Source organism: Sulfurovum sp. AR, assembly GCF_000296775.1.
In the GTDB taxonomy this organism is placed as follows: Bacteria; Campylobacterota; Campylobacteria; order Campylobacterales; family Sulfurovaceae; genus Sulfurovum; species Sulfurovum xiamenensis.
This window is the reverse complement of sequence record NZ_AJLE01000001.1, coordinates 116871-140986: the sequence shown is the minus strand read 5'-3', so window position 1 is coordinate 140986 and position 24116 is coordinate 116871. Positions and strand designations below refer to the sequence as shown.

Annotated in this window: 27 protein-coding genes and 1 riboswitch; of the genes, 8 read left to right on the top strand and 19 right to left on the bottom strand. The window is 39.6% G+C overall.

The window, feature by feature from the left end; genetic code table 11:
- Window positions 1-8: 8 nt before the first annotated feature.
- Window positions 9-548 carry an alkylphosphonate utilization protein gene (locus tag SULAR_RS00690; protein ID WP_008241910.1) on the bottom strand — a complete coding sequence of 180 codons (540 nt, stop codon included), beginning with the start codon at window positions 546-548 and terminating at the stop codon, window positions 9-11.
- Window positions 549-742: 194 nt separating this feature from the next.
- Window positions 743-821: riboswitch (cyclic di-GMP riboswitch) on the top strand.
- Window positions 822-1010: 189 nt separating this feature from the next.
- Here SULAR_RS00690 and SULAR_RS10790 point away from each other — a divergent pair.
- Window positions 1011-3641 (top strand): ATP-binding protein, encoded by a 2631-nt coding sequence (locus tag SULAR_RS10790; RefSeq protein ID WP_008241908.1) that lies wholly within the window; start codon window positions 1011-1013, stop codon window positions 3639-3641.
- Window positions 3642-3680: 39 nt separating this feature from the next.
- On the opposite strand, the gene SULAR_RS00680 is transcribed toward SULAR_RS10790, so the two are convergent.
- The 8 genes from SULAR_RS00680 to SULAR_RS00645 all read right to left on the bottom strand — a co-directional run bounded on the left by SULAR_RS00680 (window position 3681) and on the right by SULAR_RS00645 (window position 8650).
- Window positions 3681-4367 (bottom strand): ABC transporter ATP-binding protein, encoded by a 687-nt coding sequence (locus SULAR_RS00680; protein ID WP_008241906.1) that lies wholly within the window; start codon window positions 4365-4367, stop codon window positions 3681-3683.
- Complete coding sequence (modB, locus tag SULAR_RS00675; RefSeq protein WP_008241904.1) at window positions 4367-5050, bottom strand: molybdate ABC transporter permease subunit; 684 nt, start codon at window positions 5048-5050, stop codon at window positions 4367-4369. Before modB ends, SULAR_RS00680 begins: the two co-directional genes overlap by 1 nt.
- Window positions 5051-5797, bottom strand: a complete 747-nt coding sequence (gene modA, locus SULAR_RS00670; RefSeq protein ID WP_037999816.1) for a molybdate ABC transporter substrate-binding protein — start codon at window positions 5795-5797, stop codon at window positions 5051-5053. It abuts the gene before it with no gap.
- A 5-nt stretch (window positions 5798-5802) separates the two neighbouring features.
- Entirely contained in the window at window positions 5803-6582 is a 780-nt protein-coding gene (locus SULAR_RS00665; RefSeq protein ID WP_008241901.1) for a TOBE domain-containing protein, read from the bottom strand.
- Window positions 6583-6766: 184 nt separating this feature from the next.
- A complete protein-coding gene (locus tag SULAR_RS00660; protein ID WP_008241899.1) occupies window positions 6767-7009 on the bottom strand; it encodes a hypothetical protein in 243 nt (80 codons plus the stop codon).
- A gap of 82 nt (window positions 7010-7091) precedes the next feature.
- The gene (locus tag SULAR_RS00655; protein WP_008241897.1) at window positions 7092-7589 is read right to left on the bottom strand and encodes a redoxin domain-containing protein; all 498 of its coding nucleotides are present in this window, start codon (window positions 7587-7589) and stop codon (window positions 7092-7094) included.
- Entirely contained in the window at window positions 7586-8431 is an 846-nt protein-coding gene (locus SULAR_RS00650; RefSeq protein ID WP_008241895.1) for a fructosamine kinase family protein, read from the bottom strand. Before SULAR_RS00650 ends, SULAR_RS00655 begins: the two co-directional genes overlap by 4 nt.
- On the bottom strand, window positions 8432-8650 hold the full coding sequence (locus tag SULAR_RS00645) for a hypothetical protein (protein ID WP_008241892.1): 219 nt from the start codon (window positions 8648-8650) through the stop codon (window positions 8432-8434).
- A 101-nt stretch (window positions 8651-8751) separates the two neighbouring features.
- Here SULAR_RS00645 and SULAR_RS00640 point away from each other — a divergent pair, with 101 nt between their 5' ends.
- Together SULAR_RS00640 and SULAR_RS00635 are read left to right on the top strand one after the other, a co-directional pair.
- On the top strand, window positions 8752-9141 hold the full coding sequence (locus tag SULAR_RS00640) for a cytidine deaminase (protein ID WP_008241890.1): 390 nt from the start codon (window positions 8752-8754) through the stop codon (window positions 9139-9141).
- A 42-nt stretch (window positions 9142-9183) separates the two neighbouring features.
- Window positions 9184-9537 carry a co-chaperone YbbN gene (locus SULAR_RS00635; RefSeq protein WP_008241888.1) on the top strand — a complete coding sequence of 118 codons (354 nt, stop codon included), beginning with the start codon at window positions 9184-9186 and terminating at the stop codon, window positions 9535-9537.
- 1 nt (window position 9538) lies between these two features.
- On the opposite strand, the gene SULAR_RS00630 is transcribed toward SULAR_RS00635, so the two are convergent.
- Window positions 9539-10504: a MoxR family ATPase gene (locus SULAR_RS00630; RefSeq protein WP_008241886.1), complete on the bottom strand. Its 966-nt coding sequence runs from the start codon at window positions 10502-10504 to the stop codon at window positions 9539-9541.
- Between the two features lie 43 nt (window positions 10505-10547).
- The gene (locus tag SULAR_RS00625; RefSeq protein ID WP_008241885.1) at window positions 10548-12440 is read right to left on the bottom strand and encodes a TRAP transporter large permease subunit; all 1893 of its coding nucleotides are present in this window, start codon (window positions 12438-12440) and stop codon (window positions 10548-10550) included.
- 146 nt (window positions 12441-12586) lie between these two features.
- Here SULAR_RS00625 and SULAR_RS00620 point away from each other — a divergent pair, with 146 nt between their 5' ends.
- The 3 genes from SULAR_RS00620 (at window position 12587) to SULAR_RS00610 (ending at window position 15081) form a co-directional block, all read left to right on the top strand.
- Entirely contained in the window at window positions 12587-12850 is a 264-nt protein-coding gene (locus tag SULAR_RS00620; RefSeq protein ID WP_008241883.1) for a hypothetical protein, read from the top strand.
- Window positions 12851-13222: 372 nt separating this feature from the next.
- Entirely contained in the window at window positions 13223-14011 is a 789-nt protein-coding gene (locus tag SULAR_RS00615) for a hypothetical protein (protein ID WP_008241882.1), read from the top strand.
- A gap of 125 nt (window positions 14012-14136) precedes the next feature.
- Window positions 14137-15081 (top strand): CHAD domain-containing protein, encoded by a 945-nt coding sequence (locus tag SULAR_RS00610; RefSeq protein ID WP_008241879.1) that lies wholly within the window; start codon window positions 14137-14139, stop codon window positions 15079-15081.
- A 1-nt stretch (window position 15082) separates the two neighbouring features.
- On the opposite strand, the gene SULAR_RS00605 is transcribed toward SULAR_RS00610, so the two are convergent.
- Window positions 15083-15889, bottom strand: coding sequence for a hypothetical protein (locus SULAR_RS00605; protein ID WP_008241878.1), 807 nt, complete (start codon window positions 15887-15889; stop codon window positions 15083-15085).
- A 63-nt stretch (window positions 15890-15952) separates the two neighbouring features.
- Between SULAR_RS00605 and SULAR_RS00600 the strand changes: the two genes are divergently transcribed.
- Window positions 15953-16384 carry an META domain-containing protein gene (locus tag SULAR_RS00600; protein WP_008241876.1) on the top strand — a complete coding sequence of 144 codons (432 nt, stop codon included), beginning with the start codon at window positions 15953-15955 and terminating at the stop codon, window positions 16382-16384.
- Window positions 16385-16388: 4 nt separating this feature from the next.
- Here SULAR_RS00600 and SULAR_RS00595 read toward each other — a convergent pair whose 3' ends face one another.
- The 7 genes from SULAR_RS00595 to SULAR_RS00565 all read right to left on the bottom strand — a co-directional run bounded on the left by SULAR_RS00595 (window position 16389) and on the right by SULAR_RS00565 (window position 23618).
- Window positions 16389-17843, bottom strand: coding sequence for a UDP-N-acetylmuramoyl-tripeptide--D-alanyl-D-alanine ligase (locus SULAR_RS00595; RefSeq protein WP_008241875.1), 1455 nt, complete (start codon window positions 17841-17843; stop codon window positions 16389-16391).
- A complete protein-coding gene (locus SULAR_RS00590; RefSeq protein ID WP_008241874.1) occupies window positions 17840-18571 on the bottom strand; it encodes an alpha/beta fold hydrolase in 732 nt (243 codons plus the stop codon). Before SULAR_RS00590 ends, SULAR_RS00595 begins: the two co-directional genes overlap by 4 nt.
- A gap of 76 nt (window positions 18572-18647) precedes the next feature.
- Window positions 18648-19487 carry a PA2778 family cysteine peptidase gene (locus tag SULAR_RS00585; RefSeq protein WP_008241873.1) on the bottom strand — a complete coding sequence of 280 codons (840 nt, stop codon included), beginning with the start codon at window positions 19485-19487 and terminating at the stop codon, window positions 18648-18650.
- A gap of 112 nt (window positions 19488-19599) precedes the next feature.
- Window positions 19600-19989, bottom strand: a complete 390-nt coding sequence (locus tag SULAR_RS00580) for a PA2779 family protein (RefSeq protein ID WP_008241871.1) — start codon at window positions 19987-19989, stop codon at window positions 19600-19602.
- A 272-nt stretch (window positions 19990-20261) separates the two neighbouring features.
- Window positions 20262-20711, bottom strand: coding sequence for a hypothetical protein (locus SULAR_RS00575; protein ID WP_008241867.1), 450 nt, complete (start codon window positions 20709-20711; stop codon window positions 20262-20264).
- 381 nt (window positions 20712-21092) lie between these two features.
- Window positions 21093-22352, bottom strand: coding sequence for a L,D-transpeptidase family protein (locus SULAR_RS00570; protein ID WP_008241865.1), 1260 nt, complete (start codon window positions 22350-22352; stop codon window positions 21093-21095).
- A gap of 120 nt (window positions 22353-22472) precedes the next feature.
- Complete coding sequence (locus SULAR_RS00565) at window positions 22473-23618, bottom strand: aminoacetone oxidase family FAD-binding enzyme (protein ID WP_008241863.1); 1146 nt, start codon at window positions 23616-23618, stop codon at window positions 22473-22475.
- A 95-nt stretch (window positions 23619-23713) separates the two neighbouring features.
- Between SULAR_RS00565 and SULAR_RS00560 the strand changes: the two genes are divergently transcribed.
- The gene (locus tag SULAR_RS00560) at window positions 23714-24067 is read left to right on the top strand and encodes a hypothetical protein (RefSeq protein WP_008241860.1); all 354 of its coding nucleotides are present in this window, start codon (window positions 23714-23716) and stop codon (window positions 24065-24067) included.
- Window positions 24068-24116: the final 49 nt, after the last annotated feature.

Here is a 24116-nt window from a genome sequence, read left to right as displayed (position 1 = left end):
AAAAAATACTACAACTTCTTTAAAAATGCCGAAATAATAAAGATCATTGTTCCATTGACACGACCTTGTATATGGGTAGGATCACCTGGTACCATACGGATATTTTTCACAGTCGTTCCCTGCTTTGCTGTAAAACCTGCACCCTTTACCGGCAGGTCTTTGATAATGCTGACAGAATCACCCTCTTGTAGGATCGTACCATTGGCATCACGTGTAGGCTCTTGTTCTTCAGTGGCTAAACCTTCCTCTGCCCATGCACGTACATCATCTTCAAGATACATCATATCAAGCTGGTCCTGTGCACCAAGTTGTGTAAAGAGTCTGAATGCCATAACCTGTACTGCAGGCTCTGCACTCCACATACTGTCATGAAGGCAGTTCCAGTGTTTTTCATCCTTTGTCGGATCTTCTATAGAGCCTGCACAAGTACTACAGATCACAATAGCCTCATCTTTTGGTGATACTACGTAGGCAGTCAGTCCCTCTTCAGAACCACATAACTCACATTTCCCACCACTTCTGTCCATTAATGCTTTATCTATACTCATATTTTTCCTTTACTCTATAAGTATCGATATTTTACTCTATTAGGTTTAATATAGCCCAAAAAAGCTAGATATTACAGACTCTAAACATTGTCATCTACAACCTTTTCTCTATTGTATAACTTTAAATCAAAAATTAAAATGATCACTTATAACTCTTTTTAAATCTTATCTTAGTATAATCCATGAAGGTAAAAAGATTGAAAAGCTAAACTTGTTGTGAAGCAAGGACAGAAAGTCATGGGTCTTGATGAAAAAGATCGCCAGACTGCACAATAGAATATACCTTTGGACTATTCTACGTAATTCTATACTACACTTTAATGCTTCAATTCTTTTAAAAAATAAAGGGGCTTCCTATGGATTATCGTGTCAAAAACACCATAAAAGATCTATTTCAGTTCTCTTTATTGATACGCATACCACTAACGCTTTATCGTAGCAGAAGCTGCTAAAAGGATTTACATGAAGATATTAAAAAACAAACTGATACTTACTCTGTTCATGCTAGTCATTATAGGGATATCAGCAGTGACATCGTATTATACTTATCTCTCTTATCAAAGATATGTAGCTGCACAAAACAATGCACAGGTTTCTTTATTTATGAAGCATTTTGAGTCTGTCATGAAAAATATTATAGATGAAAGAGTACAAAGTGCTACGTACTTGGTCACACATAATAAAGATGACTTGAGAAAACTCAAAGAGTCAAGAGTTAAGACCGATCAGAATCTCTTGGAATTAGATGCATTTAACAAACAGAATGAGCATTTTACACGTTATCGTACCTATAGTAAACAAGCTACTGAGGCGTTAGAGCTTATTCGTAGAGATGTAGATGATCTGTATGATAACTCTAGCGAAATGTACCATGACAAGGTCTTTATCCCATTATTCACAATCTTGCAAGACGTTACAACGGCTGAACAATCTGAGATAAAGAAAAGCTATCTGATGATGTATCAAAACTATACACTACTTAAGGAGAATACGGTTCAAGAAAATATACTGATCTCCTCTATCTTACTTGGATCCAGAACTATAAGCTACGAAAAGAGAGAACTATGGGAACAGTTTATAGACAAAGATACCTTACCCCAGTTTTATACACTGGCAGACAATGACATAGCATTAAAACTCAGTGAACTGTTTTCGGTTGAAAAGTATAAGAGTATCATGTCTGATGAGCGTGACATGATCTCCTATGAATCAAGATCAGGGAAATACTCTGTCTCTCCTCTTGGTTGGTCAAACCAGATAGATATAAAGATGGATTATTTTAAGAAAGTACAATCCCTACTGCGTGACCAGATCCAAACGATCAATAAAGAAACAATTACACAACAAGGAGAAGTTCTGGCATGGTATGGAGGAGCGACATTACTCCTAGTGCTTGTACTGCTTAAACTTTTCAGTTTATTTTCCAAGATCGAAGATAATACACAGATCTCTGAGGAGACATTAAGAGATATCAAACTGGTATTGAATGAAAACCAACAAAGTGAACTTCAAAGATTGATTCGTAATGGTAAATTTGATCATATCTATCGGTTTTTGCTCAAGACCATTAAAGACGGGAACCAGACCAAAGACCTCTTTCTTGCTAGTATGTCCCATGAGATACGTACCCCTCTCAACGGTATCCTTGGATTTACACAACTGCTCAAAGAGACGGATGTGTCAGAGGAACAAGCTGAGTTTATTTCAGTCATAGAGAAGAGTTCTGAAAACCTTTTGACCATCGTCAATGATATCCTTGACCTTTCCAAGATCAAAGCACAGAAGATAGAACTGGAAGCCATAGAGTTTGATCCTGTAGATGCCTTTGAATCTGCTGTCGAATCTTATGCGGCAAAAGCGGCAGAAAATCATATTGACTTTAATATCTTTTTAGACCCGACACTACCTACGCTACTGATAGGCGATCCTACGAAGATCTCCCAGGTCATCGTGAATCTCGTTAGTAATGCCATCAAATTTACTTCCACGAATGGTGAAGTGAGTGTATCTATCAAGAAGCTTTTTGAAGATGAGAATAAAGTAAACGTCAATTTTGAAGTGTCTGATACAGGTATCGGTCTTACCAAAGAGCAGCAGGGAAAAATATTTGAAGCATTTTCACAGGCAGATGTCAGTACAAGTAGAAAGTACGGAGGGACCGGTCTGGGACTCTCGATATCTGGTAAATTCATAGACCATATGGGAGGAAAATTGAGCATTAGAAGTGTCAAAGATGAAGGCTCTACCTTCTATTTCACCCTGGCACTTCAAAAACCTAAAAGTGCGACAAAAAGAGAAGTGAATGATATGAGTGCCTACACGGTTGGTATTCTGAATTCGCATATCGATACAGAGTATTATATTAACGAAAACCTTGAGACCTATATCGCTTACACCGGAGCCACTATCAAGCGTTATACCGATGATTCACTCTTGGCGTTAAAAGGCACCTCTCAACTCCCTGATATCCTTTTTGTTGATCATAAATTCCGTCAGAGGGATGATGAACTTAAGCCGTTCCTGGACCTTGATACAAAGATCGTTGTGCTGTCAACAGGAGACCAGAAAAAAAATCTAAAGCGATACACATCGCAGATAGATAAGATACTCTATAAGCCTGTGAACTTTACAAAAACACTGCGCATGCTGAATGAGAAAGAGGATAGTTCTGAGACAAAAGAGAATCTTACCTTTAAAAATGTACATGTACTGGTTGCAGAAGATAATAAAATCAACCAAAAGCTGATACTCAATGTACTCGGTCGACTCGGTATAGAGGTCACTATCGCTAATAATGGACAAGAGGCACTTGAACAGCGTATGAAACATGAGTATGATATGATATTCATGGATATCGAAATGCCTGTTATGGGTGGTATGGAAGCAACGGGTCAGATCATCAGCTATGAAAGGAAGAACCATAAATCACATATACCGATCGTTGCATTGACCGCAAACGCACTTGCAGGAGATAGAGAAAAGTATATGAGTGCAGGTATGGACAGCTATCTTTCAAAACCTATAGACCTGGGAGCATTGAATCATCTCTTTGAAACCTATTTTGAGGATAGGATCATCCAGCAAGATGCGTAGTATCTAAAAGTATACGCCCGCAAGTCTACTCTAAATACCTTATACTGAAAGTGTATACGTTACAGTAGACGTTTTGCATAGTATCTCTTCCGGAGTGCCATCAGCTATGATCTTTCCATGGTCAAGAACCAGTATACGATCTGCAAGATGGTAAGAAGCATCGGTATCATGGCTTACCATGATCGTTGTGATACCAAATGTCTTATGTAGCTTCAGTATCTCATCTTGTAATTTAATCCGCATCTTCGGATCAAGGGCAGACAAAGGCTCATCCATCAATAGAAGCTTGGGCTGTTTCATCAACGCACGACAGAGACTGACCCTTTGTTTCTGACCACCACTGATACCTTTTACATTACGGTGTGATAATCTACTCAGTTCTGTCATCTCAAGAAGTCTTTGGGCCAGCGCTTTATCATCATTCACAAAAAGCAAGTTTTCTTCTACATTCATATGATCAAACAGTGCATAGTCCTGAAATATAAACCCTATCTCTCTTTGTTGTGGAGGAAGCTTTTTTTGATCACCTAACCAAACCACATCTTCCACATTGATATCACCTTCTGCATTTTCCAGACCTGCTAAGACTCTAAGAAGCGTTGTTTTACCAGAACCGCTTTCACCCATCAATGCAATGAACTCACCTTTTTGTATCTCTAGAGTGACATCAAGATTCATCTCACCATGAGCACCATGCAGTCTTTTATGTATATCTATCTCTATCATTAAAGTACACCTATTTTACGCTGACTCTGGTTAAAGATATACACTGACAAAAGTACTATAAAACTTATCAAAACCATGAAGGCACTGTATATATGTGCTGTACCATACTCCATCACTTCAACCATCTCATAAATAGCCACTGAAGCAACTTTCGTCTCACCGGGGATGCTTCCCCCAACCATGAGCACTACACCAAACTCACCCACTGTATGTGCAAAAGTAATGATCAGTGCCGTGATAAGTGAAGGTTTGATATTTGGTAATGCAACCCTGAGAACAGTCTGTAACTTACTCTTTCCTGCAAGGTAAGATGCCTCTAGCATATGCTTGTTCAAAGACTCAAACCCACTTTGTAAAGGCTGCACCATAAAAGGAAGTGAGTAAAAACAACTTGCCACAACCAAACCGGTAAAAGAGAAAACCAATTTCACACCAAAAAGGTCTTCAAAAAAAGCTCCCACCGTAGAGTTCGGAGAGAGTACGACTAAAATATAAAACCCCAACACAGAAGGAGGAAGCACGATCGGTAATGCCGTAATGGCTTCTAAAAAAGGTTTTGTCTTTGCAGTGCTTTGAGAGAGGTACCATGCCAAAGGCAGAGAAAGTATAAACAGTATCACTGTGGTCACACCTGCAAGTTTAAATGAAAGGATAAAAGGTGTCAAATCCAGGTTTTCTAACATTTATTCTACCTTATACCCAAAGTTTTGCAATATCTCTTTGGCTTTTGCACTTAAGACAAAATCATAAAAAGCCTTTACTTCAGGATTACTTTCAGCTCTTTTCAAAATGACCATTCCCTGGTCAATAGGAGTGTAAAGGGTCTCATCCACATCACTCCAGTTTACCCCCTCTTTAAAATGTGCCATGTGTGGGCTGAAAAGTGAAGATTTTGCTATAAACCCGATATCTGCTGCAGTAGTTGCATAGGTAACGGTCTGTGAAATGGATTCCCCATAGACAAACTTCTTTTTAACTGCATCATAAAGATGAGCATTTTTCAGAGCTTCTACAGCTGCGACACCATAAGGTGCCGTTTTAGGATTTGCTATGGCTATTTTCTTGATCTTATCATGTGTTAAAAGCATCATACCTTGATCAAACTCCTGCGGATTTACCGACAAGTAAGCCAATGCACCCTGTGCATATACAATCGGTTTTGTAACAGCTATACCCTCTTTATAAAGTACTTCTGGGTATTTCATATTTGCCGACATAAATAGTTCATAAGGGGCACCATTCTTTATCTGAGCCGTAAGTTTTCCAGAACTCCCAAGGATCACTTCTATGTTTGTCTTTGGATATAACACATTAAAAGCTTTTTTGAGTGGTTCTATGGCATAACTAACATTGGCAGCAACAGCGATCTTGATCTCGCCTGCTCTTAACAGAGCGAAACTTAGCATCATAACTAATATAATTTTCTTCATAAACATTATTTCCCTATCATAATATCATTGGCTTTGATCATAACGATCACAGAACTTCCTTCGATAATTTCCATCTTTTCTACAACAGATGTAGGCATGACAGATACAAGGGTGTCATGATTTCCTATATCCACCACTATTTTAGTATTCTCTACATCTTTATCTATCTTTCTAATGATACCTTCGAGTCTATTCTCTTTGCTTCTGTCATCTGCTTTCTTAGATAAGATCACTGCACTAGATTTAAATATCGCTATCACAGTTTGATGTTCCTCGATATGCAAATCTTCTACTGCTTCTTTGGTGATCACAGAAAGCAATTCTTTTCCGCTTTTGAATTTTAAACGTATTTTTGCATTGACATTTTGAGACTCTACGGAAACGACCTCTGCTTGTATCTGATTGCGTGCAGAAATTTGCATGGCTAATCTTCCAATGGTCTTAAATGCACCACTTTGAATATCTGTCAGTTCTGATAGCTTTTCCAAAAAACGTCTGTGCTCTTCTTTGAGAACTCCATAGTTTTTTAGGAGTTGTTGACCATACGCTGTGATCGTCGTACCGCCACCATCTCTGCCTCCTGTCTCTCTGCATACGATGGGTTCAGGTGAAAGTGCATTCATGCTATCTACTGCTTCCCAGGCACTTTTGTAACTCATAGGTACAGCTTTTGCCGCTTTAGAAATGGATCCGTGTTCTTCAATGGCATGAAGCAGTTCTATACGTTTCTCAAGCAAAAAAGGTTTACCTAACATTTCTAATGTAAGCTTTGATGAAAGTTCCATCTCTTTCCTTATATACTCATATATATAACGAGGATTATAGCGTTATATACTTAAATATATAAAGAGGAGAAACTCTATATACAAGAATGTATCATTGATAATGGATGTAGATATTTAGCGTAGTATAGTGAAGGGGAGAGACACTCGCTCCAATGCTTATAAAGAATTGGAGCGGGTGGATACTTTAGTATATTTTTTCGCCTGCTTTGTCTTTGCTATCTCCATAGAGTCCGCCTGCCACAGCACCTATAGCAGCAGCTGTCGCAACGGATCTTCCGGAACCACCGACCAATGCAGTCACACCTGCAGCACCTGCAGCACCAATGAGAGCACCTTTTTGCGCTTCAGGACCTGGCTGAGCACATCCAGTTATGAATGAGAACACTGCAGCAACTACCAACATATTTTTCATAGTGAATCGTTTCATCACACTACTCCTATTTGTTTATTTAATCTTATTATAACACAAATTCTTATCTGTAATAGACTTCTTTATACATTAACATTTATTATTGTATCCATTCCATCCGTGCTAACAATCCTGCAATTGTCATATACCCTACTTCAGTAAACCTCAACTTACCTTTAGCATCATAAATGAATGTCGTAGGAAATACTTCTATTTTAAACGCCTTTGACCAAACACCCTCTGTATCATTGAGCACTTTGAAACTCAATCCATTCTCTTGCATATAGGCTTGTACATTTGCATTGCTTCCTGAATTGATAGCAATCGTTAATACTTCATACTCTTTAGATACGGTTTCTATATTGGAGGCTTCAAGTTTACAAATCGGACAGGAGATAGCCCAAAAGTGGATAAGTAACGGTTTCCCATTTTCAGTACTAAAAGTACTGCCGTCTATAAGCCTTTCTTTTATCTGTGGCAACTGGTTTGATCCCAGATCAGGCGCACGAATATAACTGATGAGTTGACTCACTATAACCAAGAGTACCAAGGCTATAGTGATCTCTTTGATAGTAGATCTTATCTTCTCTCTATTCATATCTTTAACCTTTTGAGTGTACGTTCAAGCGCTCCTATATAGCTTCCACCATATAGTGCAACATGTACCAAAAGCGGGTATATCTGATAGATCAGTTCTTTGCTTTCATAAAAATCATCACTTAAAGGGTGTATCTCCTGATAGGTATTGAAGAACAACTCTCCAAACGTACCAAAGAGCCGTATGAAAGCCAATTCCATCTCTTTGTCCCCATAGTAAATGGCAGGATCGATGAGACAAGCCCCCTCTCTTTCAAAAAGTATATTCCCGCTCCAGACATCTCCATGCAGCAGTGAAGGATAAATGGTACGCATATCGATCCGCTGATACAGATCTCGACACAAACCTTCCAATCGGTCAACCATCTCTTTTGGTACCTTTCCTTTATCATAGCAGTGACGTGCCATGGGCATAATACGCATCTGTCCTAAGAAAAGTGTCCAATTATATTGGGTTTGCTCATTCTTTTGGGGGAAAGGACCGATGGTCGTATCGTAATAATAGCCATACATACGGCTTTCATTTGTCACAGAATGCAATCTGCTTAAAAGTTTAGCCGCTTCTCTCTCTTGTGTCGTTTTGTCTTGATCCATGGTTTCAATATGTTCAAGTACCAAAAAAGACCCTTTAGAGAGGATCACATTTGGCACACGTATCTTAGATTCATACAGATCCTTAAGCATATGTGCTTCAATGGCCAGTTTTTCTTTCTCTTCAGAAGTCTTTACGACGTATCTTTGATCTTCAACTCTAGCCATGTAGATATCGCCTATCTGACCTTGTTGAAGCAACTCTAAACGCTTGACATCCTGGCCTAATGCTTCACTGAGTTCTTCTTGCACCTAAATATCCAGATCATCCCAAAATTCATCAAAGTCCAGGTTCGTCATCGCATTCTCATCGAAAAGATTTTTCTCCATGAGCTTCTGCTGCTGAGATTCGAAGTACTCTTCCAGTGCTTCTTCGAGCATTGTGTTGATGTCTTTTCCCAGTATCTCTGAAAAACTTTTGAGGTTTTCCACCGTAGTGTGCTTGAGTTCTATTTTTATATTCTGTTCCATATTTGTATTTTACTCTAACTACTCTGTTTTCTTCTTTTTACAGATCGTACGAATATTTTGCTATACTGACAAGAGTAGAACTATAGATACAAAGGGATAGTGTGAGCGCAAAAAAATTGATAGAAGAAGCACACAAAATACTTGGAGAATATACGCTAAGTAGTGACCATTATTCTGCAGGGTCCGTTGCTGCTGCACTTTTAACAAGTCAGGGAAATGTCTACACGGGGATCAATATCGATATCGCCTGTGGTATTGGATTTTGTGCAGAACACTCGGCCATTGCAGAGATGCTAAAAAACAGAGAAACACAGATAGAAATGATCGTTGCGGTCAGTGTTGACTCCATCAGACCGCCATGCGGACGATGCAGAGAACTCTTATATCAGGTTGATGCCCAGAACATCCATACCAAAGTCTATCTCTCTGAAGAGCACTATATGAGCCTGGATGAACTCTTGCCTCACCGTTGGAAACCAAGAGCAGGATAAGATAGTGGTCATGGTACCAAGAAAGCATAAGTAGAATAACATATGGAACTTACAGATACAAATTATGAAAAGATCATAAAGAACAATAAAATACCGGTCTTAATAGACTTCTACTCACCGACCTGCGGGCCTTGTCAAATGCTCATTCAACTCATAGATGAGAGACTGGAAAAGTATGGAGAAGAGAATGGGGTGAAGGTGGTGAAGTGTAATGTATCAAAAAATCCCAAACTCGCATCTGCATTCAAAATACGTTCTGTACCCTTTACCATTGCAGTACTCAAAGATGAAAAATTCAAATACCCCGAAATAGGACTCAAGCACGAAACATACTATTTTGAATTGATAGACAAACTCTCAGGTAAAGGATCATTCTTCAGTAGGCTCTTCACTTAAACTATTTTGGGAGCGGTACTTGTTCGAGGATAATATTGATGATGCCCTCTGCAGTTCTTTTATTCTGTAGGGCATGTTCACTGATGACCAAGCGGTGATGAAAGACATCATGGATGACAGCTTTTACATCTTGTACTGTCATTTCATCTCTGCCATGCATCCATGCATTGGCCTGTGCACATTGAGTCAATGCCAGGGTTGCCCGCGGGCTTACCCCGACATCGATCATCACATCAAGCTGTTTACTATATCTGAGCGGATAACGTGTCGCAAATACAAGATCTACCATATAATGCCCAAGGGCATCACTGAACTTCACTTTTGCCACCTCACGGCGTGCAGCAAAGATCAACTCCTGAGAGATCTTTGCCTGAGGTGCAGGTTCACTGAACCTCTCCTCTTGTATCATTTTGATCATTTCAAACTCTGCATCCATCTTCGCATAGTCGATCTTCACATGCATAAAAAAACGGTCTTTCTGTGCTTCAGACAAAGGGAAAGTCCCCTCCTGCTCCAAAGGGTTTTGTGTAGCCATCACGATGAAGAGTTCAGGAAGTTTATAGGTTTTCCCTGCCACGGTCACCTGTCGTTCTTCCATCGCTTCAAGCATGGCCGATTGTATTTTAGCCGGGGCACGGTTGATCTCATCTGCCAAGATAATATTTCCGAAGATCGGGCCCGGGTGAAAATGGAATGTCTGTTTACCCTTCTCTTCCTGTAACAATTGAGATCCTATCACATCTGAAGGCAGAAGATCAGGCGTGAACTGTATACGTGAAAATTTACCTTCTATCGCATCTGCCATCGCACGTACAGCCCTGGTCTTAGCCAGTCCTGGCAACCCTTCCACAAGTATATTACCATCAGCAAGCAAGCCCATGATCAGTCTCGAAACGATATGTTCCTGCCCTAAAACAGCTGCATTCATTCTATCTTCTAATATTGTAATGGCTTCTCTTGCCGTCATCTTTATCCTTCTCTCTCATTCTTCATCATCGCATACCCCTTCTCTACTTCCCAAACAGATAGATCAGATCGGGATAAAAGATGATGATCAACAGTGCTAAAAGCTGTAATCCTATAAACGGTATGACACCCTTGTATATGGCTCCTGTACTCACTTTTTCACCCGCAGCACCCTTGAGATAAAAAAGTGCAAAACCAAATGGCGGCGTCAGAAATGATGCCTGCAGGTTCATCGCTATAAGTATGGCAAACCATACAGGATCTATACCCAAAGATGCCACGATAGGCACCAATATAGGTACCACCACAAAAGCGATCTCAATAAAATCAATAAAGAAGCCCAGTAGGAAAATAACCAGCATAGCAATAAGAATGAACATCCATTTATCATCCATCTCTCCCAATCCTCCATCAGATGAAAAGAATGCCATCGCCATATCTCCGCCACCCAGCTCGTTAAATACCAGTGAAAAGGCTGTGGCTCCTATGAGTATCATAAAGATCATTGCCGTGAGCTTGACTGTCTCTATCGCTGCATAACGTAGTGTTTCATAAGAAAAGTTCTTTTTACCCCACGCCAATATCATCGCACCCAAAACACCTATGGCCGCTGATTCTGAAGGTGATGCAATACCTGTAAAGATAGAACCCAGCACTACACCTATAAGCAGTAAAGGAGGGATGATCTCTTTAAACGCTTCTTTACACACCTCACCATATGCTTCCTCTGAGACAATAGCAGGTGCAATCTCTTTGTTCAGGTATGAGATGAGAAAGATGTAAATGATATACAGACCGATCAGTAAAACCCCTGGTACTACAGCCGCACGGAACAGGTCGCCCACAGAGAGATACATTTGATCGCCTAAAATGATGAGAATGATAGAGGGAGGAATAAGCTGTCCCAGTGTACCGCTTGCAGCAATAGAACCAGAAGCCAATGCTGGTGAATAATGATGTTTAAGCATCAAAGGAAGCGCGATCAAACTCATCATCACCACGGATGCACCGACAATACCTGTACTTGCAGCGAGTATAGCTCCCACCAACACTACAGAGATCGCCAGACCGCCCCTGATCGACCCAAAGAGTTTACCCATAGAGAGCAGCAGACCCTCTGCCATCTTGGATTTTTCCAGTATCAACCCCATAAAGATGAAGAGGGGAACAGCCATCAGTGTAGCATTACCCATGATACCATAGGTTCGGTAAGGCAGCATCTCAAGTACGCTCAAGCCTACTTCATTGGAGATAGTGGCAAAAAGTAGTGCCACTCCGGCAAATACAAAAGCGACTTGAAAACCAGCCATCAACAGAAACAGTGTCAAAGCGAACATCAGAAGTATAGGATCGAACCAATAGGCCATATCATAGTGGTCTGCAGTATAGACAAGTCCCCCAAGAACCATCACGATTCCCAAAATACGTAACAATGTTTTTTTACTCTCCAGTCTGCCAAAAGCTTTCAGCACTTCGCTCAGTGCCTGTAGCATAAGCAATACGAAGGAGAGGACCAATACTCCTTTGATCAAGTAACGATGCGTCAATCCGCCCGGATCACTTGATATCTCATGTTGCAGATAACTCTGCATCAGCATATCGATGGCATCAGACAAAAAAACCAGAGAAAAAGGAATCACCAAAAGCAGCATCGAGAGTATCTGTACAATACCCCTGCCCTCTTTGCTGTAACGTTCAAAAAAGATATCTACCCTTACATGTTTGTCATGTTTGAGCGCATACGTCAATCCCAGGAGGAATATCACATCAAATAGATGCCATTCCACTTCCTGAAGTGCGATCGAACCTTCTGAAAAAAGGTAACGCATCACTGCATCGTACGCTACCAACAAAGAGAGCAGTACCACTAGAAATGCCGCTATAGATCCTGCATATTTAGAGATACGATCCAGATAGAAGGAAGATTGTAGGTACATTAAGGTGTCCCTTTTTCATATTTTTTTAAATTTTATCTTTTTTGTGATGAGGGATTGCTTGACTTCAGCTATATCCCTCATACTCACTCTATGAGGTCAATGTATCTCTGATAAATTATGATACAATTGAATAAAAAAGGATTTTTATGTTACAAGCACATATGAAGAGTGTCATTAAGTACGCGATTGAGCTTGACATCGATTATATTGAGAGTTTCCTAGGATATGAAGGTGACAAAGTGCTTGAGTTCATCACGAAAAAAAAAGATGTCGTTGAACTTATAGAATCCTATGCTAAAAACCTCGGTCTAGAGTGTAAACATGAATATGAAATCTCTGGAGAGCATGGTCCTGCTTATAATATATTTATAGGAGTTGAAGACCCTTCTGTGTTTAAATTAAAAAAGTGAAATTATATAAGCCTACCCAGGAAAAGAAGTGAAAAGATAGAAATAAAGAGAGTCATCTGAAAAAATTTCACAAGACCCCCAAAAATGTATACTCTATTTCCAAATGAAGAAATCCGGCGCCAAACAAAACATGAATGTATGTTCACAGAATTTTATGTTGATCCCATAGATGCACTCAGAACGGTTAAAGTTTGAAAGTGCTACATTAAAAATATATAACTATATATACTATAAAAAATGGAACTTTTTGTGATCTTTTAATATAAAGGTTGCAGCTTTTCCCTGACAAAAAACCATTCTATGGATTGCGTACTTTTGATGAGTTTGATGGGAACATAAAATAAACTTAATCAACATAAAGAGGGTGATACTATGAAACTACGTAAAATCATCGGAGTACCTTTAACCATTGCTGCTTTGTTCACGGGCTTGTGTGCTCAAAAGGAAGACAATGCTGCAGCCCAAGCCAACAACCCCTTAGCGAACTTGACCGTATTCAATCTCCATGATTACTATATGGGTGATCTTAGTGGAACAGATGAGACTTCCAATCAATTTTGGTTTCGCTATGCAAAACCGTTTTCTATTGGAGAAACCAATTGGATTATGCGTGCTTCATTGCCTATTAATACCTTCCCCACATTTCCAAATGGAGATAAAAAAACCGGTGTGGGTGACTTTAACATTGTTGCAGCGTATCTGATAGATACTGGAAAACCTGGATTGAGCTTTGGGATCGGTCCTCAGATCACTATGCCCACAGCAAGTAACGATGCACTGGGAAGTGAAAAATGGTCAGCTGGTTTAGCGAATGTTCTTTTTAATGCCACTTCACGAAAGTTTCAATACGGGTACCTATTGACCTGGCAGGGCAGTTTTGCAGGCGATGATGACCGCAGTGATGTGAATGTCGGAGCATTCCAGCCCTTTGCATTTCTCCAGCTCGGTCAGGGAAACTATCTTCGTGCAGCGCCTATCTGGATATATAATTTTAAAAACAACGATTACAATGTACCTCTTGGCATTGGTATGGGAAAAGTGATCAAAAAAGACAAAGTCGTCTATAACATTTTCATAGAACCCCAGTTTTCTGTAGCGCATGAAGGAGACAGACAGACACTTTGGCAGGTATTTGTCGGTCTTAATATGCAGTTTAAATAAGCCGTGTATGCATGTGCAATGATAATAAATAAAAACGAAAGTAAAGAATTGATATTAGGTTGCAGTGAGGTTTTTTACCTTTAAATGGAAAAAGTAAATTTATAAAAGCTTACCCAAGGAAACGAGTGAAAAAGATAGAAAAAGAGTATCTGCTTGATGATTCCGTCTTTAAGGAGCTTGAGGCAAAAAGCATGCAGGAGCTTGATGCCTATTTCATCTCTGATCTCTCACCCATTGATGCGCTCCGCGTCATCCTCTACAAATATCTCCTCTCTATACTCTTTTACAAAGAACGCATCATTTTCAATGATGAGGAAGAGGACCTGCACCAGTTTAGAGTCAATATCAGAAAATCCAGAGCTTTTTTAAAAGAGTTCGGCTTTCTCTTTCCCGAAGATCAATTTACATACTTCTATCAAAATCTAAGCAATTTTGCAACACAGACGAACCGGAAACGTGATCTAGATGTCATCAAAGGACGTTTAAAAGAAGTCGATACAGATCATGATGTGATTCAAGAAGACATTCAAGCACAGCAAGACCAAGAACAACATCTCATAGAGGAGATGTTAAAAGGAAAAGCATTTGAAGATTTTGTGCATGCGTACCAACTTGCTCTGCAAAGTGAAACCCTTTGTACGCCGGAGAATATGAGTGGAACCATAAAAAAAACCGCCAAAAAGGTGATCAAAGAGCTACACTTGAAGATCATACAAAAAATCGATACTTTGGAAAAGGAATTTAGTGATAAAAAACTCCATAAGATCAGAATATCACTGAAAAAACTTCGTTATCTCCTTGAAGAGTTCCAGCATATCTTTGGAGAGAAAAAGATTGAAAAGATGATCGAAAAAGGTAAAAAGCTACAAACGATACTTGGAGATTTCAATGATATGGTGAATCAGAACACACTGCTACACGATTATTTTAACACGAAGAAAAAAAGTATATCGCAGTGCCGGGAACTAGAAAAGAGACTTCTAGGTAAAACATCCAAGAAGCAAAAGAAATTACTGCATAAAGCTCAAAAAAAGCTGCATAAGTTTAAAAAACATACGATCGAACTCTAAGCTATTTCCAGTAAGTATCCAGCCGAACATTCCACCCTTTTCTCCAACGTTCTTCGCCACGTTCAGGGGGAGAATTTTTGATACGTCTGCTTAACATCGATTTGGCAGATTCGGCAAATGCTTTCAATCTGTTCGGTTCTTCAGGGTCCATATGTTCAAGCACCTGGAGAAGTCCCCATCCCTGACCTTTGTAACGTTCACTCTTGAGTGTCCCTTCACCTTTAAAGTTGGTATAGTCCAAAAGGACATAGAGCCCTCTTTCGTTGACTGAGCCATCTTTGTTGTACATCACTTCATAAAACCGTTCTTTGATATATTCCTGCTTTTCAGGGTTCTCAATCGCTTCTAGCATTTGAGGCAAGGCTTCACTTAAACGTTGAGCCATAAACGCTGCCTGTTCTGGCATTGTAGTTTTAAGAAATGTAAACAACTCTACATACTTTTTACTCTGTGTCCTCTTTGCCTCGTAAAATGCTTCTTTGGTATCCCACGGCAGGGGTGTTTTGGAGTTAAGCCACTCTGGCATCATGACACCCCCTTCTTCCATAAAGGCTAGTACCATCGGGAACACCTCTCTGAAACGTTCTGTATGCCCTTTAGAAAACCAGATAAAGTGTCCTATCCCTACAGAGGCAAAAGCTTCACCTTCATTCCAATGTACCAGATACTTGTCAAGCCCTGCACCTTCATTTTGCCATACTTTCTGGGCAATGTAATTGGCTTGTTTCTCTGTGAGCTTGATATCTGCGGCAAAAAGTGTCGACTGTAATAGCGATAACAGTAAAATAAAATATAAAATCGTTCTCATACATACTCCGTTAATCATTTCAATGTAAAATTCCATTATACTATATAATATGGGGAGTTATCAATGCTTACTAGTAAAACACTTATTACTACACTATTGGTATCATTATGTACCAGTTATCTCACAGCTCAAACGAAGAGTGTTGATCTTGATGAGATAGATGGAAACTGGCACTTACGTACTATGGATGGTAAAGAGGTACGAAAGGCAAGAGCTATTTTGGATTTTGATGCAAAGCACATGAGATTGAGCGGATTTGATGGATGTAACCCTATCTCAGGTGAATTAAAAAAAAGTGCTGACACACGCATCTTTTCAAAACTTTCTACAACACCAAGTGAATGCAGACAGTCTATACACCGATACGTGCGTAAACGATTGCATAAAACCGTAAAAGAAGGTTTTACGGTTACCAAAGCGAAGCAAAACGGTGTCGAAGGCATCCTTATAAAGAGTGCAAGCCATGAGCTCTTTTTAAAATGGATGAGCTCCTAAGCGGTTAGACGAAACTCGGCGCATCATTCGCAAAGAGTATCAGGTCTCCTGGGCGTGTTTGTTCTACAAGCATCGCTTCCATCTCGCTTTTACTAACAAGTTTTACTAATTTGTCAGGATCTACATACTCTTTAAATATCGCATAGTTCAAATCTCCTGTCACCACGACGACATCAAACACTTCATTGGCTCTTTGTGCCACTTGAACATTCAGATCATCATCCACTTCCACAAGTCCTGGAGTGATCACCACTTTACGTCCTTCGTAGGTAGTTGCCAGATCAAAAGAGGCCATCATACCATCGATATTTCCGTTGAAACTGTCATCAAGGATCACCTTTCCGCCGGCATCGATACGCTGTAGTCTATGATCAACCGCTTTGAGTGTAGAAAGGCCTTCTTGTATCTGCTCATCACTGAGGCCCAGTTCTTTGGCTACAAGTACTGCCGCTGCTAAATTCATCGCGTTAAATGCCCCAAGGATACTTGCAGAGTACTTTACCCCATTCAGTGTAAAACTTGTACTGTCCAGTGTTGCCTGGACATCTTCTACGATATACTCAGGAGCAGCTTCTTTGGTTCGTATGTCCAAATTCTCTTTCGTACCGAAAGTATGTACATTTGACTCGGGTTTGACTCTGGCACTTTCATGTACCCACGCCTCTTTGAGCCTCTCTGTTTTGAGTATCTCCATCTTTGTGTTACGGATATTTTCCATCGTTTTAAAGTACTCTATATGCGCAGGGCCTATCTTACCCACTACCACATAATGAGGGTTTACAAAAGTACTGATCTCGCCGATATCACCTTCACCTCTTGCACCCATCTCAACCACATAGACTTCAGTATCAGCAGGCAGATCATCATTGACATCTTTCATCACACCGCCAAGTGTGTTGACTGAGCGCGGCGTGGCATAGGTTTTGTACTTGGCTTTGAGCAAATGCTCTATATAGTTTTTGATACTTGTCTTTCCGTAACTCGCTGTGATACCCACTACGATAAGATCTTCCATTGCTTCTATCTTCTTTTGTGCTTTCACTTTAAATCCGTTAAAAAGCATCTTTTCGATGAACATAGAGACAAAGTAGGCTAAAAAGAGCGGTAAGACTACAGCGAAATGCTTGAATACGACAGCGATGAAAAGTGCAAAGAGAAGTAGTGCCGCATAGAAACGTTTCACTCTTCCAGTAAATACCAAAGGTTTATCCAATCCTCTATACCACTGGAACAATAGTGCCAGATAGGCAATAACCACAACAAAACCATAATTTCCCATACCATCCACAAAAGCATAGAGTGCGAACGGTACAAGGAAATAGACAAAGTGCCACCAGGTTTTTGTATGATGGAAAAGTACACGGTTTAGTTTATAGCTGTACCACTGCAGGTTGGTAATAAAATAATAGCCTATCGCTACAATGAAAAGTGCGTAAAAAATAGAGTTCAGTAGTATCATTTTGTCATGTCCTTACAGTGTTCAGTGATCGCTTTAGCGATAAAATCTTTGTGTGTCAAGAAAAAATAATGGTCTCCATCCAGCGGATAAAACACACTGTTCTTTATGAGTCCTGCTATCTTCTCACCTGTATAAAGCGGTGTTGCCGTATCTTCTTTCCCCCAAAAACAGAGTGCTTTGCTTTGACTTTTGGCAAACTCGGCTTCAAAGTCCTCATCCACTACATTTTTAAAGGTCTCATACATCTCATGGCTCATACCCTGTGCATCGGGAGCCACAAAAAGTTCACGTATCTTCTTCATACCCAAAGGCTTGAGAAGTTTAAAGGTAGCGATCTTCACTTTGACAGACCAAGGCTTGACCGTCACAATACCTGCAGAGGAGAGAAGAACCAAACAAGGTGTCTTCAAGAGTGTAGCAACTTTCCCGCCAAAAGAGTGTCCCATGGCTATGGTAGCTCTGACGCCTAGCGTATCTAAAAAAAGCTTTACGATATTTGCATAGTCAGCAGTAGTCAATATCATTTCATTGCTACTTTTCCCAAAGCCCGGCATATCCAGATAGATATGTTTGTAATCGGGTAACGTAGTAGCAAAGGCCTGTTTCATGATCTCTTTTTTGCTTCCCCATCCGTGAAGTACGAGCAGTACCTTATCCTGTACAGGATTCACTAGTTCATAAGCGAGTTTGAAAGTCTGTTCCTTGTAGCGTATCTCTTTAGATGCCATGTTTCACCATTCTTAAAAAATTGATTTATTCTAACATAAAGCTACTATTCATTGGCTTCAGATCAATCAGATCATATTACGGAACACACCCTTGAGTGATCTCGTGTCGTGTGGATTTTAAAATGGCTTGCATCCGGGCATCATCTGTCTTTGCCTTTTCGATCACGCTCATAGCCTCTTCAGGTCGGCCTATGCTGCATAGAAGGTCGGCTAAATTGTTCAGTGCCATAGTGTGTGTCGGTTCAAGAGACAAGAGCTTACGGTAGCCTTGTTCCGCTTTAGTGAACTGATGTGTATGATAATAGGCATTAGCCAGTGCAAAATAGGTATCAATATTTTTTGGCCAACGCAGCAATGCGGACCTGTAAGCGATGATGGCCTCATCCCTCATACCTGTTTTTTCAAGATCATAAGCAGCACGCAAGAACTCTTTCGGTGAAGCTGATGCCGGGAGTTTTCCAGGCGGCAGAAGTACAACTCCCCAGTTACCGCTCCGTTTCCAGAGTGCCGTAAATGTAGAGATAGACATTGCTTCATTCGGACTATCCGAATAATGCATCAAAACAGTTTGATTCTTTTTATCATATCCAGTCACAGGTGCATAATGCCAGAGTGGATACCATGAGTAACCACGATTCACCAATACGATAACAGGATGTTCTCGCTCCAGTTCTCTAAGAAGTGCATCAAACGTCGGTTCCAAAGGATAGACGAGAAGACCATTGGCCCGTGCGGTGGATACAAGTTCTACCTGCAGTGTACCGCCTTTTTCGGGGATGAATGTCCGTTTATCCAGTTCACTCCGTGATAAACGTGGGACAAAAGATGTTGTTCTCTGCCAATACGAGGAGACCATCTCAATGGATGTAGCACCGCATAGATCAGAACGAGGAGGGACAAAAGGAACTTTTATCATTGAAGATCTATAGTACTTCCCAAAAGACGAAGGCTCTTTGGGTGTACAACCGCTCAGTAGTATCCAAGCGGAGCATACAAAGAGTAAGAAGAGAGAGTTGTTCAATCCCACTTTAACGGACAGAACGGGTAAAGTCAAACACTTTTGTCAATCCTAGAATATCAGTGATCACCAAAAGTACAAAAACAAAAACAACCGCACCGATCAAAGAGCCCACCGCACTACTTCCAGCCGGCATTGTGTCGATCTTTTGAGCGATCTGTGATGCCTCTTCATCCGTCATAGATGCAACTCTTGTTTCGATCATTTTCGGATCAACATCCATCTGTTCCAATATTTTGGCTACATCGTCACGTGCAGTAAACTGCATGACCTTCTCTTTTGGAGACAGTGTTACCGGGTGCTCAAAAAGTGCTTCTGTGGAAGCCATCTGTGCCCATGATGTTTGAGTCAGCAGTAAGATGCTTAAGATAACAGACAAGAAAAGTTTTGAAATACGCATAATAATCCTCTTTAGTATGAATTTTGATATTTTGTAGATTCTAATTTTATTCATGTTAAATGCACCTTAATATTTTCATACTGAAAAGGATAGATAAGTGTCAGTTCTTTATAGTGTATCTCTTTGAAATACCATGTTTCATTGTACATTTTGAATTGAATGATTTTAATCTAAAGCGGGGGGGAGTATCTTTAGAAGTCTTATTATTAAACCTGTACTTATTAAAGAGATAGACTATAGATATCTATAGTCTGTACTCTGTAGCGCACTTTCTACTGTGCACCGTTCTCAACAGAATCAATCTCTTCAATAAACTGCTCGATATAGAAAGTAACAAGATTTGATATATCTTCTGGTGTCTTATTTAAATAGTGCTGTTTAAGAGGTAGTTTTTGTTTCATTACATGTGTCCCACCAGCCGCATATTTCATCTCTATATAAGGATCTCCAGAAACATCACACGTCTCTGATGTTGTTGCTACTTCAGGTATACAATATTCAAGCTCAATGTCTGGATTGGCCATTGCATTATGCACGAGTTCTATAACTTTTTCCAGTTTCTTGTTATTTTCTTGTTTTTCTATTTCAGTTTTTTCTGGATTATTCACAAGTGACAGAAGGTTTTCTAGTTTCTCTTTCACTTCTTTTATCAGTACAGTTTCATCCGGATCATTCAGAAGTGCTACAATGTCTTCCAGTTTATCTTTATATACTTTTTCCATTACTACTTCTCCTAGAATTATATAGCTCACCATTGTCAATGATCAGCATACAGTATTACTATGATCAAGATACGAATCTAGAGTCATATCTCATCACACCTCTAGCCCATTTCTAGATTGTATCACAAAAACTTAAATTATTAAAATAAAAAATACAAATAAAGTATGATAAATTTTAATCCATCAAAATGTTCTTCATTCCGTTCATCTATGATCTATGTTTTCTTCTATTTTTATATGGGATGGAAGTTTTGTATTGTCAAGCAGTCGTACTTCCTCTGTCAAAATATGTTACGTTGAAAGAGGTAAAGTATAAAAAAGAGAAAAGAGATGAAATGGGATATCAGCTAAAATCAGCCATATCTTCTCATCATCTTATTTTTAGAAGTTAAGTCTTTGTGTCTTGTCAAAACCATAAATATCGTTAAATACCAACAGCTCTCCACATTCATCCACATATGTCGTCAAATAAGCTGTATGTACAGGTAATTTCTTACTAAGTCCCATATGGTGCGTTTCCAAAGAGTCATACCACTCTTTTACCTCTTCATTACTCTTGTTGGTATAATTTTTTGAGATATGTTCCAACATCGCTATAGGTTTCTCGAGTCTTACACATCCATGACTGTAGGTACGTACTTTACGCTTAAAGAGGCTTTTTGCCTGTGTATCATGCATATAGACAGAATGCTTGTTCGGAAAGATGAACTTGACACGTCCTAAACCGTTTTTCTTTGAGGGGACTTCTATAAACTTATAGGTCATCTCTTTTTTATCTTCTTCCTCGATCAGATAGGCTTCCCAATCTACAGAATCCTGACTTATTTCCGGTGTATTCAGATCATAAGATTTACGTATGACCATATTGTGGTTTGCCAAATAGTTTGGATCTTTTAAAAGTTTTGGGATCACTTCGTTTCTGGCGATACTGTCTGGGACACCCCACTGAGGATTAAGCGTTACATAAGAGAGATCTGCAGAAAAGACAGGTGTTTGCATTTTTCTTTGACCTACTACAACCGCCATTGACACAGCTGTACCGTTGGCATCGATCACACGAACTGTATATTCAGGGATATTGACCAAAGCATAATTGTCTCCAAGACCTGGCTTCATCAGTTTCAATCTTTCTATATTGAGACGAATTTTACGAAGTGTCTTTTTTGAAGTGTTTTTGTCACCCCCTAAAAGCTTATATCTTTTTTGAAGATCAAAAAATTGCGCATACTCAGGTACATAAGGTTTTAATATCTCTTCTGTGCTCTGTCCAGCTTTAAGCTTTCTCATGATGTCCGATGCTTTGACTTCCTGCAAATATGTTTCATAGTAGGTTGCGATCTCCTGCTCTACCCTTTTCTCCTGAGATGCATTGAAACTTTCCAAGTCTATACAACCATTGGCAAGATTCTTAGCATACGATACAAGTAACTTTGACATCAGTTTGGAGTTTTCACTCTCTTTCACTTTCTCATAGAGTGCTTGCTGATTACATATGGAAGCATATTTATCGGTTTCCAATATCGTTAAAAACTCTTCTTTTTGAGAAGGCTTCCACCCCTCTGCATCAGGTGTTTCCACACCACATCCACTCAATACAAGCGCTGATACTCCCGAAAGTATCAACATCAACATTTTTTTCATTCTAAATCCCCTAACATTTAAATTCAAAAAATAATATGCAATAATCGTGTTAAATTTGTGTTAATCCTATTATCACTCTAAAACTTCTCTTATGGATTCCTTGCTTCACAACATTGTCGTTTACGAAAATGTTCTTGATAAATGTTTGGCACAACTATAAGCACTTGAAAATGCCCACTGAAAATTGTACCCTCCAAGTCTGCCTGTCACATCCAGGACTTCACCTATGAAGTAAAGCCCCTCCTCTTTTTTACTCATCATGGTACTACTGTCTACTTCAGATGTCTCCACACCGCCCTTCGTAACCTCCGCTTTTGCATAACCAAAAGTTCCTGCAGGCGCAAAACTGTAATGACTCAACGTCTGAAGTGTTTCCTGTTCTTCTTTTGTACATTGATGGAAAGGTTTGTCTTCGAGCTGGAATTGTAGCAAAAAGGCCTTGGTAACACGCTTTGGCATAGGCAAAAGTGAAGAGATCTGTTTTTTACTTCCCTGTACATTTTTCCAGGAAAAGTGAGGTAAAAAATCGATCTCGATCTTCCCTTTCTCCCAGTACAAAGAGGCATCCAGAACAGCAGGACCGCTCACCCCCTTGTGTGCAAAAAGTAAAGCACCTTCACACACATGATCTCCTACGAGTATCTTCACATCTGTCGAAACGCCTGACAGTTCTTTAAAAAAGAACTGCTCTTTTTGTACAGTAAATCCTACCAAAGCAGGTGCTGTTTTTACAACAGTATGTCCGAATGATTTTGCTATCTTGTACCCTATACTGCTCGCACCGATCTTAGGGTAACTCAATCCGCCCGAAGCGACGACTACAGCTTTGGCGGTATGTGTTCTTTTGTTTGTCTTGACATAGAAGATCTCATCACGCTTTGTGACTTCCAAAACCTCTTCAGAGGTACAGAGTGTCTGTTTTTTACTCTCTTTTAGAAAAATGTCCAGCAACTCTTTCGCTGAGTCTTTACAAAAGTACTGTGTCTCTTTTCTCAGTACAGGATGGAGATTTTGTCTCTCAAGCCATCGTAAAAGTGCTTTTTCATTAAATTTTTTTAAGGGTTCTTGTACAAAGTTTGTATCACCAAGAAAATACTCTGTTCCCATACGACTATTGGTAATATTACATTTACCTCCCCCGGAAACGAGTATCTTTGCACCAGGCTTTGGGTTAGACTCTATGATAGTAGCCGTATTTTTAGGCAGTAGAGATGCAAGCATCAGTGCACTTGCGCCTCCCCCTATAATGATTATATGATGATCCATGGAGCGTATTATATCCTATTCGTACCATATATATACTCACGACTACACAGACAGTACACAGACAGATATTACAATACGCATAAAAAGGTCTTTTTATGAAAAAAATCATTGTTCTACCACTTCTCATTGCTTCTATTGCATCTCTCTCTTTTGCTGCAGAAAAGTATGATACAAAGGCATTCCGAACTGTACAAAAACTCTGTACCTCCTGTCATGGTACACCATTTTATATGGCAAAACAGATAGATGAAGATGATTGGGATTTCTATTTTGAGACACCTGGTAAACTTGAAAAAATACATAAAAACAAACCAGAAGCACTCACCAATCTAAAAAATTCACTTTTCCAGAAGCGTAAAAAACGTCTTCTGAAATTCTTTATCGACAACTCCAAATTTTCCGGTGCTGTCAATGGCTGTGATGCAAACTTTTGCGGAACAGTGCATTAGAAAACATTCATTCATATTTTTGTACTGCAGTATCAAAAAATATGAATGA